General features: G+C 64.2%; 11 protein-coding genes and 1 tRNA gene. 6 read left to right on the top strand and 6 right to left on the bottom strand.

Annotation, left to right across the window (positions count from 1 at the left end; all coding sequences use genetic code 11):
• Positions 1-62: 62 nt before the first annotated feature.
• The 4 genes from LB513_RS05505 (at position 63) to LB513_RS05490 (ending at position 3,925) form a co-directional block, all read left to right on the top strand.
• Positions 63-1,922, top strand: a complete 1,860-nt coding sequence (locus LB513_RS05505) for an ABC transporter ATP-binding protein (RefSeq protein WP_224662462.1) — start codon at positions 63-65, stop codon at positions 1,920-1,922.
• Entirely contained in the window at positions 1,922-2,734 is an 813-nt protein-coding gene (gene dapB, locus LB513_RS05500; RefSeq protein WP_224662461.1) for a 4-hydroxy-tetrahydrodipicolinate reductase, read from the top strand. Before LB513_RS05505 ends, dapB begins: the two co-directional genes overlap by 1 nt.
• A gap of 77 nt (positions 2,735-2,811) precedes the next feature.
• Positions 2,812-3,432: a 2,3-bisphosphoglycerate-dependent phosphoglycerate mutase gene (locus LB513_RS05495; protein WP_224662460.1), complete on the top strand. Its 621-nt coding sequence runs from the start codon at positions 2,812-2,814 to the stop codon at positions 3,430-3,432.
• Positions 3,433-3,840: 408 nt separating this feature from the next.
• Positions 3,841-3,925, top strand: a tRNA-Leu gene (locus tag LB513_RS05490).
• 146 nt (positions 3,926-4,071) lie between these two features.
• Here the strand turns inward: LB513_RS05490 and LB513_RS05485 are convergent.
• From LB513_RS05485 to LB513_RS05475, 3 genes are read right to left on the bottom strand one after another with little or no spacing between them, the layout of a single operon-like run.
• A complete protein-coding gene (locus LB513_RS05485) occupies positions 4,072-4,413 on the bottom strand; it encodes a circadian clock KaiB family protein (protein WP_224662459.1) in 342 nt (113 codons plus the stop codon).
• Between the two features lie 28 nt (positions 4,414-4,441).
• Positions 4,442-6,172, bottom strand: coding sequence for a circadian clock protein KaiC (kaiC, locus tag LB513_RS05480; protein ID WP_224662458.1), 1,731 nt, complete (start codon positions 6,170-6,172; stop codon positions 4,442-4,444).
• A complete protein-coding gene (locus LB513_RS05475; protein ID WP_224662457.1) occupies positions 6,169-8,376 on the bottom strand; it encodes a putative bifunctional diguanylate cyclase/phosphodiesterase in 2,208 nt (735 codons plus the stop codon). The genes kaiC and LB513_RS05475 overlap by 4 nt, the downstream gene beginning before the upstream one ends.
• A 254-nt stretch (positions 8,377-8,630) precedes the next feature.
• Here LB513_RS05475 and LB513_RS05470 point away from each other — a divergent pair, with 254 nt between their 5' ends.
• Positions 8,631-10,310: an FAD-dependent oxidoreductase gene (locus LB513_RS05470; protein WP_224662456.1), complete on the top strand. Its 1,680-nt coding sequence runs from the start codon at positions 8,631-8,633 to the stop codon at positions 10,308-10,310.
• A 65-nt stretch (positions 10,311-10,375) separates the two neighbouring features.
• Positions 10,376-10,684, top strand: a complete 309-nt coding sequence (locus LB513_RS05465) for a UBP-type zinc finger domain-containing protein (protein ID WP_224662455.1) — start codon at positions 10,376-10,378, stop codon at positions 10,682-10,684.
• Positions 10,685-10,786: 102 nt separating this feature from the next.
• On the opposite strand, the gene LB513_RS05460 is transcribed toward LB513_RS05465, so the two are convergent.
• From LB513_RS05460 to LB513_RS05450, 3 genes are all read right to left on the bottom strand, one after another.
• A complete protein-coding gene (locus tag LB513_RS05460) occupies positions 10,787-10,960 on the bottom strand; it encodes a hypothetical protein (RefSeq protein WP_224662454.1) in 174 nt (57 codons plus the stop codon).
• A gap of 71 nt (positions 10,961-11,031) precedes the next feature.
• Positions 11,032-11,211, bottom strand: coding sequence for a hypothetical protein (locus tag LB513_RS05455; RefSeq protein ID WP_224662453.1), 180 nt, complete (start codon positions 11,209-11,211; stop codon positions 11,032-11,034).
• 108 nt (positions 11,212-11,319) lie between these two features.
• Positions 11,320-13,347, bottom strand: coding sequence for a transcriptional regulator (locus LB513_RS05450; RefSeq protein WP_224662452.1), 2,028 nt, complete (start codon positions 13,345-13,347; stop codon positions 11,320-11,322).
• Positions 13,348-13,520: the final 173 nt, after the last annotated feature.

Genomic DNA, 13,520 nt, shown 5'->3' with positions numbered 1-13,520 from the left:
GGCGTTAAGAGGGGTGCCAAATTGCGCGCCTGAGGGCGGCGAAACCGACGAAGTCCCCGGAAGTGACATTTCAAAGCTCAAACAAGAAGCAGAAGGCCCATCCCGGCGAAGTCACTGCCGTACTTCGCCGCATCATCGCCGAGAATGGCCGCGAGCATCGCTGGTCCTATGCGGTCGTCATCGTCTGCTCGCTGCTGGTTTCAGGCTCTACCGCCTTCTCCGCCTGGGTCATGTCGCCGATGGTCAACGAGATCTTCTACGAACGGCGCGCCGACTCCGTCGTCTGGATCTGCATCGGCATCATGGGTGCGTTCATGGTGCGCGGCTTCGCCGGCTATGGCCAGGCAGTGGTTCTGGCCAGGATCGGCAACCATCTGATCGCCCGCTATCAAAAGCGCACCTTCGACCATCTCATGAAGCTCGGCGTCGACTTCTTCAACGACACGCGCTCGGGCCAACTGGCGGCGCAACTGGGTGGCAATGTCAGCGGCATCCGCGATCTCCTGTCCTTGACCCTGATCTCGATCACCCGCGACGCCGTTACGCTGGTCGGTCTCATCGGCCTCATGGTCTACCAGGATCCGGTGCTGTCGCTCAGTTCGCTGCTGATCGGGCCGCCATTGATCTGGGCCGTGGTCTACATCACCCGCCGGGTGCGCAAGATCAACCGGGAGTCGGTGCTGATCAATGCACGCCTTAGCGGCTCCATCCAGGAAGCCACGCAAGGCATAGCCATCGTCAAGGCCTTCACCATGGAGGAGGAGCTGTCGCGCCGCATCGGCATCATGGCCGAAACCGCCGAGCAGCGCAGCAACAAGATCGCCCGCGTTTCCGAGCGGCTGTCGCCCATTTCCGACATGCTGGCCGGCCTCGCTGTCACCGCTGTCATCGCCTATTCCGGCTACCGGGCGCTGGTTCTCGGCCAGCCGCCGGGCTCGGTCTTCTCATTCATCACCGCCCTGATTCTCGCCTATGATCCGGCGCGCCGCCTAGCCCGCATGCAGGTCACGATGGAACGCGCGCTGGTCAATGCGCGCATGATCTATGAGCTGCTCGATCTCGAACCGAAGCAGGGCGACGCACCGGACGCGAAAGTGGCGCATTTCACTTCGGGCGAGGTGCGGTTCGACAACGTATCCTTCCGCTATGTCGAAGAGGTACCTGTCCTGCAGGATCTCAGCTTCGTCGCCGCAGCCGGCAAGATGACCGCCATCGTGGGCGCGTCCGGCGCCGGCAAGTCGACGCTGGTGGCGCTGCTGCAGCGCTTTTACGACGTCGATTCAGGCACGATCGAAATCGATGGCCAGGATATCTCCAAGGTCACCAAGCAATCCCTGCGCAGCTCCATCGCCTATGTCTCGCAGGCGCCCTATCTGTTCGAAGGCACCATCCGCGACAACATCCGCTATGGCCGGCCGTCGGCCACCGACGCCGAGATAGAAGAGGCCGCGCGCCTGGCCGCGGCCGACGAGTTCATCCGCCAGCAGCCGCAGGGCTATGACACGCCGGTCGGCGAGAACGGCGCGACGCTGTCGGGCGGCCAGCGCCAGCGCGTGTCGATCGCCCGCGCCATCGTCCGGCAGGCGCCGATCCTGCTGCTCGACGAGGCGACGTCGGCGCTCGACAATGAAGCCGAGGCCCGCGTTCAGCAGGCGCTCATCCAGGTCATGGAGGGGCGCACCACCATCGTCATCGCGCATCGCCTGTCGACCGTGGTCAATGCCGATCACATCATCGTCATGGAGCAGGGGCGGCTGATCGAGGAAGGCACGCATGCCTCGCTGATGGCCGATCCGCACAGCGTCTATTCCCGTTTCCACCGGGTGCAGGGCAAGAAGGGCCTGGGCCTTGTCGACGACGCCAGGCCGATCCAAACTCAACCGCCGCTCAGCCGTGCGGAGAAGGCAGCCGGGAGACCGTGATGAGCGATATGGGACTTGTAGTGGTGGGCGCGGCGGGCCGCATGGGCCAGACGCTGGTCCGCGCCATCCATTCCATATCAGGCGCGCGCGTCATCGGCGCCGTGGAACGGACGGGCTCGCCCCATCTTGGCAAGGACGCTGGCGAGCTTGCCGGCATCGGCCGCATCGATGTGGCGATCGGCGACGATCCGCTGCCGGTCTTCGCCAAGGCCGACGGCGTGCTCGATTTCACCGCGCCGGCCTCATCGGTCGAGTTCGCCGGCTACGCGGCGCAGGCGCATATCGTCCATGTCATCGGCACGACCGGCTGCACGGCTGAAGACGATGCGAAGATCGCGGCGGCGGCGCGCCACGCGATGATCGTCAAGTCGGGCAATATGAGCCTCGGCGTCAACCTTCTGGCGGTGCTGGTCGAACAGGCGGCGCGCGCGCTGGCCGCCGACGACTTCGACATCGAGATCCTCGAAATGCACCACAAGCACAAGGTCGACGCCCCGTCGGGCACGGCGCTCCTGCTCGGCGAGGCTGCCGCCGCCGGGCGCGAGGTGGCGCTTGCCGGCAATGACGTGCGTTCGCGCGACGGCCACACCGGCGCGCGCAAACCCGGCTCGATCGGCTTCGCCGCGCTGCGCGGCGGCTCTGTTGTCGGCGACCACAGCGTGATCCTGGCCGGCACCGGCGAGCGCATCACCCTGTCCCATCATGCCGAGGACCGTGCCATCTTCGCCCGTGGCGCGGTGAGGGCGGCGCTATGGGCGCGTGGCAGGAAGCCCGGATTGTATTCGATGCGGGACGTGCTCGGCCTCAGCTGAGCGGCCCGGCAAGTTGTTCACGAACGTCCGACGGAACCGCTAGACTTCCCGGACCGTCAAACCCTGAAGGAGCGGATATGTCGAGGACCCTCGTGCTCGTGCGCCACGGCCAGAGCGAATGGAATTTGAAAAACCTGTTCACCGGCTGGCGCGATGTCGACCTGAGCGAACAGGGTCATGCCGAGGCCAAGGCGGCGGGCGAAAAGCTCAAGGCGCGCGGCCTGAAATTCGACATCGCCTTTACCTCGGCGCTGATCCGCGCGCAAAGAACCTGCCAGTACATTCTCGACGCGGTTGGCCAGGGCGATCTGAAGACCATCCGCGAGCAGGCGCTGAACGAGCGCGACTATGGCGACCTCTCCGGCCTCAACAAGGACGACGCCCGCAAGAAGTGGGGCGAGGAGCAGGTGCTTATCTGGCGCCGCTCCTATGACGTGCCGCCGCCCGGCGGTGAAAGCCTGAAGGACACCGGCGCGCGTGTCTGGCCCTATTACCTGCACGATATGCAGCCCCATGTGCTGAGTGGCGGCACGGTGCTCGTCGCCGCGCATGGCAACTCGCTGCGCGCGCTGATCATGGCGCTGGACGGCAAGTCGGGCGAGGAGATCGTCAAGGAGGAACTCGCCACCGGCGTGCCGATCATCTACCAGCTCAACGCCGATTCCACCGTTGCGTCCAAGGAAGTGCTGGAGGGCTGAGGGTAGCATTGCCCATGATGACGGCCATTGGTCGCCCTCTGATTTCGTTCGTTGCCGTCCCGTCATTGGCGGGCAGGACATGTTTTCTCGATTCATGGCTAGGCCGCGTACAGGTATTCCGCGAAGTTACGTGACTGATCGGCGGGAGGCTTGATCGCCACGTGGTTCCACCAATCCGTCGCTGCTTCGCAGCGCCACCTTTCCCCCTCCAGAGGGAAAGGAAGGGGGCCCTTCCTCTACCCCGTCGTTCGGGGGAGAGGTGTCGAGCGAAGCTCGACGGAGTGGGGGTCGACCAGCGCTGCATGAGAATGCATGCTCCAGCTGCCATGCACGCTATCGCCAAGACCACCCAGCTTCGAAAAAGCGCGTTGACACACTTCGTTTGCCCGCTTACATGAGCCCGCACCAGCCCAGATGGCGGAATTGGTAGACGCGCACGGTTCAGGTCCGTGTTCCGCAAGGAGTGGAGGTTCGAGTCCTCTTCTGGGCACCATTTTCCCGTTTCGAGCCAGGCGGTATTGGCTCAGAGACTCAACAAAAAGCCCGGTTCGTCCGGGCTTTTTGTTTGCTGACGGCTGCCCGCCGCAGTGCGATTCGCCAATCTCGTGAAAGTTTGTCTCTACCGCGACAAGTTCTCGGTCAAGCCAGGAGCATCGCGTGCAATCGCGCCGTTTCGCTCAAGTCTCCGACAAGGGTATGCCGTCTGTCGCCCTTTTCCATGATCAGCGTCGGCGTGACGATAACGTTGTCGAGGATGGCGCGCTTTTGCTGCGTGAAGACGTCGATCACTTGGAGCTCGAAGGTCATGACCTCTGCCGCAATGCTCTTGATTGCCGTGTGCAAATTGTGTTCGGCGCGAACAGAGTTCGGCGTGGCGCCGGCCACGTAAAGCTTGAGCTTGATCGTCTTCGGAGCCGCGCCTGGCGGTCGTGATCCGCTCGGGCCGGGTTGGGTTGCGTTCGTCGGTGTGATCGAAGTCATCGGCGTTTTGTCCGTATAGCAGCGACAATCAGTCTTGCCTCAATATAAGCCGCTCATCGGCGTCGGTTCTGGCGCCCTCGCGCAGGGCTTTCTCCTCCAGCCCCAGGAGCGCAACTTCCCGCTCCTTCCATTCGAGGTTCTGCACCGCCCGCTGCAGGACCGATTTGAGATCCGCGACATCCTTGTCGAGTTCAAAGCGGGCGCGCTGGCCGGCAATCTCCATCTGAAGCTCCTTCCTGCGATCGCTTGCCTGCTTCTGATGGCGTGCCGACCCCATGAGGACTTCGCCTTCGGCCGTGTAGACGTCGACGATGTCGATGCCACCCGGGCCCAGCACCATTTCGCTGACCTGGTTCGAATGCGCCGTTCCGCGCGACTTGATGATCGTCAGCGCCCGGTTGCGCTCCCCTTCGCTGGCGACATAGGAAACGTGCAGCCACGTATCCGCCAGGGTAGAGACATGGCTTGCCGACAGCTCCTGCGTTCCCGTGACACTGTCCAGCAGCGACGTACACAGCACGGTAATGCCGGCAAGCTTGGCGTGTTCCAGTATCCTCTCGCCGATCATCTCGGCGAAGGGAAGTTGCATTTTCAGCAGGGCCGACAGCGGATCGATGACCATGAATTCCGGTCGATGACCCGCGATCATCTTGCGGATCGCGACGAAATGTTCCTCGGGGCTGCGACTTGCCGAGATGAAGGATTCCATCGTCAGCAGGCCGGACTCGACGTGTCTGGCGAGATCCAGCCCGATCGATCTCATATTCGACACGATCTGCGAGCTGCTCTCATCGAAGCTGACGAACAGGCACCGCGAGCCGCGCTCGCACGCGGCGTTGAGGAAGCTGGCGCCAAGGCTGGTCTTGGATGTGCCTGGAGCCCCCGAGACCAGAGTGCAGCTGGCGCGAACGTAACCGCCGCCGAGCTTTGCATCGAGCCGGTCGACACCCGTTGAAACGCGCTCGGAGAAAATCGGATAGTCGAGCCGGATGCCACCGAAACCGATGACTTCAATGCCCGATTCCCCGATCACGAACGGCACCGGATTGGCGGCGAACCCCGAGCCGCGGTATTTCACGATCCGCACCGTGCGCGAAAACGCATCAGGGGTCAGGCTGCCCTGGAACCTGACCACGCTGTCGGACAGGAATTGCAGGACGGCGGTGCGCTGTTCGTCGCGCTCGCTTGCTCCGTAGGATTTGACGGTGATGATGGCCGTCACGCCGGAACGGCGAACCCATTCGCCAAGCCTGGCCATTTCCTGGCGCTCCAGCGCCTCATCGTTGAGAGCGCCGAGCAGCATGTCGATGCCGTCGAAAACCAGATTGGTTGCGCCGGACTCCGCGATCCTCCCTTCGAGGCTGGCCAAAAGACCGGAGAGGTCGAACCCTCCGGTCTGTATCGTATCGGCCGGCAGGCGCGCATCGATCAGGCAGATATCGTCATTCGCTATGTCGGCAAAACCCCAGTCGAATGAGGAAAGATTGTACCTGAGTTGTTCGGTGGGCTCTTCGAAGGCGACCAGGATGCCGGGCTCGCCGCGCCGGAAGCCGTTGACGAGCATCTGCAGGGCAAAGACCGTCTTGCCCGAGCCAGGATCGCCGACGATGGCGGTGACCCCGACGGCGGGAAGGCCGCCCTCCGTTATCTCGTCGAATCCCGGAATGCCGGTCCTCTTCTTGACGATCGGCTTCGCCGTTGGAATCGGGTCCGCCGATCCCCCGCCGGGCGGGGCCGCAGACCGCGAGGATTTCTTCATCGTGCTTGGGCCTTTTTTTGTTTCCGGCGCGCGGGCGACGCGGCCGATGTTTCCCACGGAAGCCTGACGTCGCGTTCTATGAGGTAGCCGAAATCTTCGGCCGTGAGCGGGACGCTGAAGAAATATCCCTGGCCGACCCGGCAGCCTTCGTCGCGAAGGAAGTCGCGCTGGACGGTGGTTTCGATGCCCTCGGCCACGACGTCAAGATCCAGGCTCTTGGCCAAACCGATGATGGCTCGAATGATCGATGCGTCGCTGGAATCGATGACCATCTGGCGCACGAATGTCTGATCGATCTTGACCTTGTCGACGGGGAAATCCCTCAAATACCGGAACGAAGCGTGGCCTGTGCCGAAATCGTCCACGGAAAGCATGAACCCCATCATCTTGAGGGATCGCAGAACCTTCAGAGTGGACGGCGACGCCTCGATCATGAAGCCTTCCGTCAGCTCGAGTTCAAACTGGCTCGCATCCATGCCTGTTTGGGACAGGGCCGCCTCTACGGTCGCGAGAAGCCCTGGATCGCGCAGCTGCACGCCCGAGACATTGATCGCAATTCTCGGCACCGCGATGCCACGGGCCTGCCAGGCCTTCACCTGCTGCATTGCCTCCTTGAAGATCCAGCCGCCTAGCGGAACGATCAGGCCCGAGGATTCGGCGAAGGGAATGAAGATATCCGGTGCCTGAAGGCCAAGCTCCGGGTGGTTCCATCGCACCAGCGCCTCGGCCCCGACGATCGTGCCCGAGCCCAGGTCGACCAGCGGGTGATAATGGAGCTTGAACTGGTTCTCCTCGATCGCCCGGCGCAGCGAACGGCGCAGTATGATCTGATTGTGCTGGCTGGTGTCGCTTTCGGCCACATAGACGCGGTGAATACCGCGCCCGACGCGTTTTGCTGCCTGCAGGGCGAGGGCCGCACGTTTCATCAACTCCGGCGCCGCGGTCGGTGAGGCGATGTCGATGCTGGTCTCGAAGGGGTAATCCGCGACACCGATGCCAGCCTCCACCGCATAGTTGCCCTCGGCCAAGGGATGCGGTTCAGCCAGGATGTGGCTGAGCGCTGCGGCGGCATCCTGAACCGTCCCATCCGACCTGGACATTGCATAAAACACCGCGAACTCGTCGCCGCCGATGCGTGCCGCAAACCCATCATGCGATTCGGCAAAGTCGCTGATCCGCTTCGCGACGTTGCGCAGGATGGAGTCCGCGACGACGCGGCCGAGCTCGTCATTGATCTCGTCGAAGGCGTCGAGGTCGACCCGGAACAGAACCAGATGCGTGTCGGCTGTAACCGCCAGGGCAACGGCCTTGGCGAGCGCGGTGGCAAAAAGCTCCCTGTTAGGCATGCCGGTCAGCGGATCGTGAAAGGCCAGATAGGACAGGCGTTCCTCGGCGGCTTTTTCCGCCGTGATGTCCAGGCCCACTCCGTCCCACACCACGGCGCCTGAGGATGTGTGGCGCGGTGTGGACTGGTTGCGTATCCAGCGGACGCCGCCACCCGGCGTCATCAGGCGAAATTCGAGCAGAAGCGGGCTAAGATCGGCGGCCGATTGCGCGATGCTCTGGCGGGCGGCGCCGACGTCGTCGGGATGCATGTAGGCCAACAGGTCCGTGCCGTTCGCCAGATCGCCAAGCGGGATGCCGAGAATGTTTCCCAGCCAGGGGCTGCAATAGGTCAAGGCAAGCGCGCCGTCGGCCTTGAGACTGCGCTGGAAGAGATAGCCCGGCATGTTGTCCAGGATGGAAGCCAGGCGGGACTGCATCTGCGCTGTTTCGGCGTTCAGTCGATGTCGTTCGGTGACATCCGTCAGGACGCCGATGAACCCTAAGATGTCGCCCGCCTCGTTGACTTGAGGGCTGATCTGCACCTCGTTCCAGAAAGCCTCGCCGTTCTTGCGGTAATTCAGCAATTCCAGTTTGATGACCTGGCCCGAAGCCAGTGCTTCGCGCAGCAGCGCGATTGAATCGACGCTTGTTTCGGGCCCCTGAAGAAACCGGCAGTTCCGGCCGACCGCTTCAGCCGACGTATAGCCGGTCATGTCCGAGAAGGCCTGATTCACGAACGCGATCGGACAATCCGGCTTTGTGTTGTCGGCAAACATCATGCTTGCCGGGCTGCACCGGACGGTTGCCTCGAAATCGATGAGCGGCGGGCTCGTGCTTTTGCGCCGGTTCGCGTGCGATTGGTGTCTGTTGTGCGGCATGTCCAAAAGTGAAAGCGGTTTCCACGAGTGATGGCACGAATCTTGATGAATACTAAGCTCTATTCCGGTGTCTTGTCCGAAATGATTTGTCCCTGCGTCGGCCTGGAGAGGGCCGGCTATCTGAACAGCCACGCCAGCCGGGTAAGATATGTTGCGCCATATCTCCAGCCGGGGAGGTAAAGGGCCCTCCCCATCCGGCCAGTTCCTGAACAAACCGCTTCAAACCGGGCCGCCGCTTCGCTACGCTTGCGGCCATGTCTCAATCCAGCACTGCAATCTTCGGCGCCCGTCGCGACCAGGCCTTCCCCACATTGGCGCAGGCCGATATCGAGCGCATGCGTCGCTTCGGCGAGAACAGCGCCTATTCGGCGGGTGAGTACATCGTCAAGGCCGGCGATGTGGCGCCCGGCCTGATCGTCGTTCTGTCGGGGAGCGTCGATATCGTCCAGGATGGCGGGCTTGGCCGGCGCGAGACGATCGTCACGCACGGTCCGGGCAGCTTCGTCGGCGAACTGGCGCAGCTTTCGGCCCGTCCCTCGCTGGTCAATGCACTTGCCGCCGAGCCGGTGGAAGCCTTCGTCATCGCCTCGCAACGATTGCGCGACCTGATGGTACAGGAGGCCAATCTGGGCGAACGCATCATGCGGGCGCTGATTCTGCGTCGCGTCGGGCTCCTCGAAAGCGCCACCAGCGGGCCGATCATCGTCGGGCCCGCCGACAACAGCGATGTGGTGCGGCTGCAAGGCTTCCTGGCGCGCAGCGGCCAGCCGCACCGCGTGCTCGATTCCGACAGCGATCCTTGCGCCAAGACGCTGGTCGAACGCTTCGACGTCGACCCGCATCACCTGCCGGTCGTCCTGTGTCCAAACGGCAGGCTGCTGCTCAACCCCGGCGAGCGGGACCTTGCCCGCTGCATCGGCCTCATGCGGCCGATCGACAGCGCCCGGATCTACGATGTCGCCATTGTCGGCGCCGGACCGGCGGGGCTGGCTGCGGCCGTCTATGCGGCGTCGGAGGGCCTGTCGACGATCGTGCTCGACTGCCGGGCCTTTGGCGGCCAGGCCGGCGCTTCCGCGCGCATCGAAAATTATCTCGGCTTCCCGACCGGCATTTCGGGCATGGCGCTGATGGCGCGCGCCTACAATCAGGCGCAGAAATTCGGCGTCGAAATGGTGATACCCGACGAGGCCAAGCTCCTGAGGGCCGCGGCCGATGGCGGCGGCTACGCCCTCGACGTCGGCGACGGCGAGACGGTGCGCACGCGCAGCGTGGTGATCGCCAGCGGCGCGCGCTATCGCCGCCTCGATCTCGCCAATCTGGCGCAATTCGAGGGATCCTGCGTGCATTATTGGGCCTCGCCGATCGAGGCGCGGCTTTGCGGCGGTCAGGAGGTTGCTCTCGTCGGCGCCGGCAATTCGGCGGGCCAGGCGGCCGTCTACCTGGCCAGCCATGTCCGCAAGGTGACGCTGCTGGCGCGCGGCCCCAGCCTCGAGGCCAGCATGTCGCACTATCTGGTCGAACGCATCCGGGCGCAGGCAAACATCGAGGTGCGGACCGGCGCCGAAATCGAGGCCCTGGACGGCGAGGGCAGCAATCTCGCAACGGTGCGCTGGCGCGACCGGGCAGGCGGCGCGCCGACGACGCGGCCGATCCGCCATATCTTCCTGTTCATCGGCGCCGACCCGAACACCGACTGGCTGGCCGATTGCGATGTGGCGCTGGACGGCCGGGGATTCGTGCGCACCGGGCTGGAGCTCGGGCCGGGGCGTGGCGCGATGGAGACGAACCGCGACGGCGTGTTCGCCATCGGCGACGTCCGCGCCGGCTCGGTCAAGCGCGTCGCGGCGGCGGTCGGCGAGGGCGCCCAGGTGGTCGCGGCCTTGCATGCCTATCTTGCACAGGACGCCAGCCGCGCCGCCGCGCCTCAATTATGATCCTGAAGCGAGACCCCTTTCGGAACAGAATCATGCGTCGACAGAGACACGAATAGGAGAGCGCGATGGCGGATGAATGCAGACACGCGGCCGGGATCAAACCCGTGACGCCGAGCGCGCTCGGCTGCGAGGAATGCCTGAAGAGCGGGTCGGAATGGGTGCATCTGCGGCTTTGCCGTACCTGCGGCCATGTCGGCTGCTGCGACGACTCCCCCAACCGTCACGCCACCAAGCATTTCCACGCCACCAACCACCCGATCATCGAAGGCTATGATCCGCCCGAGGGATGGGGATGGTGCTATATCGACGAGGTGTTTCTGGACCTTGGCGATGACGTGACGCCCCAGAACGGACCGATACCGCGATTTTACTGATCTCGGTGAATCTCTGCTTGGGGTCTCGGAGCCAAGGAAAAAGCCCGGTGCGTCCGGGCTTTTTCGTTGTCGTGGCTCGCGGCCACGTCGGATCGAGCTCTGTCAGTCCGGCTTGGACGGCTTTTCGACCGAGCCGGTGTTATCCACGCTGTTCTCATTCACCTGTAGCGCGATGCCTTCGACCTTCTTCTTCCTGAGGTCGTCGCCGGTTTCGGGTTGCGGCGGGCGCTTTGGGGTCTGCTCGTTATTGTCGTTGACGTCGAGGGCTCTGGTCATCACGTGCTCCGGGTTATCCCTGAGGCACAATGATCCGGGATGCGCCGGGTTCCGCCGCTGAGCCTGAAAGCCTATCGCACCGACCCCGTGACGGTCGGATCGATCATCGTAGGAACGGATTTGCGTTCGTTGCCGGCAAGCGCGGCGACGATCAGCAGGCTTGCGACCACCGGGACGAACAGGATGGCAATGCGGGCCTGCACGTAGAAAATAGCTCGCCATTCATTGCGCTTGTCAGGGCTATCGCTCATCACACTCACTCTGTCAGGCCCCCCACCGACATCAAATAACCGCGAACGGTTAAGCAACTCCTTCCGATCCGTTAACCCGGCTGGCTCGACGGCGAAATTTGGCCGGACCTAAGCCAGTCCGATCCGCATGGCGCCTTGTCGGAACAGCGCCGCTGCTTCCGGCTCGAAGCGGAAAGTGCCGATGAAATCGTCGGCCCTGTAGTTCGGCAATGTCGTGCGGATGGCGGCGGCGAAGCCGCGCGCCTCGTCGATCCGGCCAGCCAGCGCCAGGCAGTGCGCGGCGATCGCCAGGATGATGTTGTGAGCGTTCGGCCGCGCCGCCGCCTTCAACGCCCATTCCGCCGCCTCTTCGAACTGGCCGAGCCGCACATGCGACATGGCGCGCGAGCCCAGCATGCCGAACAGCAGCGGGTCGAATGGGCTCAGATGACGCGAATGATCGGAGGAACGGATCGCCGCCACCGGGTCGCCGGACTGCGAATGGACGAAGGACAGCGCGTAATGGCCAAGCGCGAAGTTCGGGCTGATGTCGACCGCCTGTTCGAGCTCCATAAGCGAGCCCTCCTTCTCGCCACGCAGCCACAGCGCCCGGCCCATCGCCCAATGCGCGGCCGGATTGTGATCGTCGACCAGCAGGCTGTGGCCGGCGCTTTCGAAGGCCAGCGCGCTTTCGCGGTCGCGGTCGCCCCAGCGCTGGAAGGCGTTCTGCCAGTGGGTGAAGGACAGGCCGGCATAGGCGCGGGCAAAGGTCGGGTCGAGCCGGACGGCACTGCTGAAAAAATGCCGCGCCTGCTCGTTCTCGGCCCGGGTGAAGCGGTACATGTGCCAGAGGCCGCGATGATAGGCCTCCCAGGCATTGAGCGAATTGGGCGCCTTGAGCATGGCGCGGTTGCGCTCGACCGTTTCGATCTCAGCCGAAATCGAGGAGACGATGCTGTTGCCGATGTCGTCCAGCACGGCAAAGACGTCGTCGGGGCGCCGCTCGAAGGTTTCGGCCCAGACGATCCTGGCGCTGCGCACTTCGATGAGTTCGACGCTGACGATGAGACGGCCGGCCGGGCTTCGCACCGTTCCGGTGGCAACATAGTCGACATTGAGCCTGCGGCCCGCATCCTCGGGCGCGATGTTCCTCTCCGCCAGTGCGAAGACCGATCCGCGGGCGATGACGAAGAAATCCCTGAGCTTGGCAAGGCGGGTGATGATGTCATGGGTGAAGCCGTCGGCTACCCCACCGCGCATGCCGGGGCCGACCTCCTCGGTAAATGGCATCACCGCCAGCGAGGCGTGGCTTTTTTCGGCAGGGCCGGTGTCGGCTGACGCGCCTGCCAATTGCGGTACGGAGCCCGGACCCGGCGGTTGAGGTGGCAGCAAAGCACGAGGGCGCCGGTCACGGATCTCCCGCCATGCCTCGCGCAGCGGCGTGAAATCCAGCTCTTCCGACCGAAACAGCTCCGCTGCGGCTGCCAGATGTTGCTCGGCAGCGCCGATATCCCCGCGCTGCGCCAGGCTGGACAACAACGCCTGATGCGCGCGCGTATCGAACGGCGCCAGTTCCACCCATCTGTCGAGATGGGCCGACACGTCCGGCGAGCCCGCCGGATGGGTCGCCACGAGATGTTCGAGCACGGCGGCGTGGCACGAGTTCAACCGGCGCCTCTGCGCGATCAGCCAGCTGTTGAAATGCGGGCTGCGCTCGAGGTCCAGCCCGTCGAGAACGTCGCCGGCGAACAGGTCGGCCAGAGCTCGCAAGCGTCCGGCGTCGAGCGTGCCGAGCCCCTGCGCGGCGGCGGCGGTGACCTCCAGCGCGTCGACAAGGCAATCGCTGAGGTCGAGCGCGACCGTGTCGCCCTGCGTCGACACCCGCCGCCTGTCGGGCTCATCGAGCGCGCCGCGAAGCTTGCTGAGGCACCAGCGCAACTCGCCGCGGGGGTCGTTGGGCACATCCCATAACAACTCGCACAGGCGGCTGCGGCCAACCGGATGCGGCGCGAGCGCCAGATAGGCAAGCAGGGCACGCAGCTTGCGCGAGGCGGCAAGCGCCACCGGGGCTCCGCCGCGCGTGATCGTCAGAGGTCCAAGCAGGCGCACGCAAAGCGCAGGCTTCCCGCCGCCAAGCTTAGATCGGGTGGTTTCCATGAGCGTTTCCACGCCTGCTCCCACGCTGGCCTGTCGGCCTCTGCTTTATCACCAAAACCGACACGGCGCATCCGCTGACCAATCTGGTCGGACGCCCCCTGCCGCGCGAGCGGCAAGTCATATCGCGGCGAAGTCTCGAAACCTCGCCGCCCGACCCGCCGGTTTGTAACCGG

It is taken from the genome of Mesorhizobium sp. ES1-1, assembly GCF_020164785.1.
GTDB lineage: Bacteria > Pseudomonadota > Alphaproteobacteria > Rhizobiales > Rhizobiaceae > Mesorhizobium.
The sequence above is the reverse complement of the archived record's forward strand: the minus strand, read 5'-3'. Positions and strand labels throughout refer to the sequence as shown.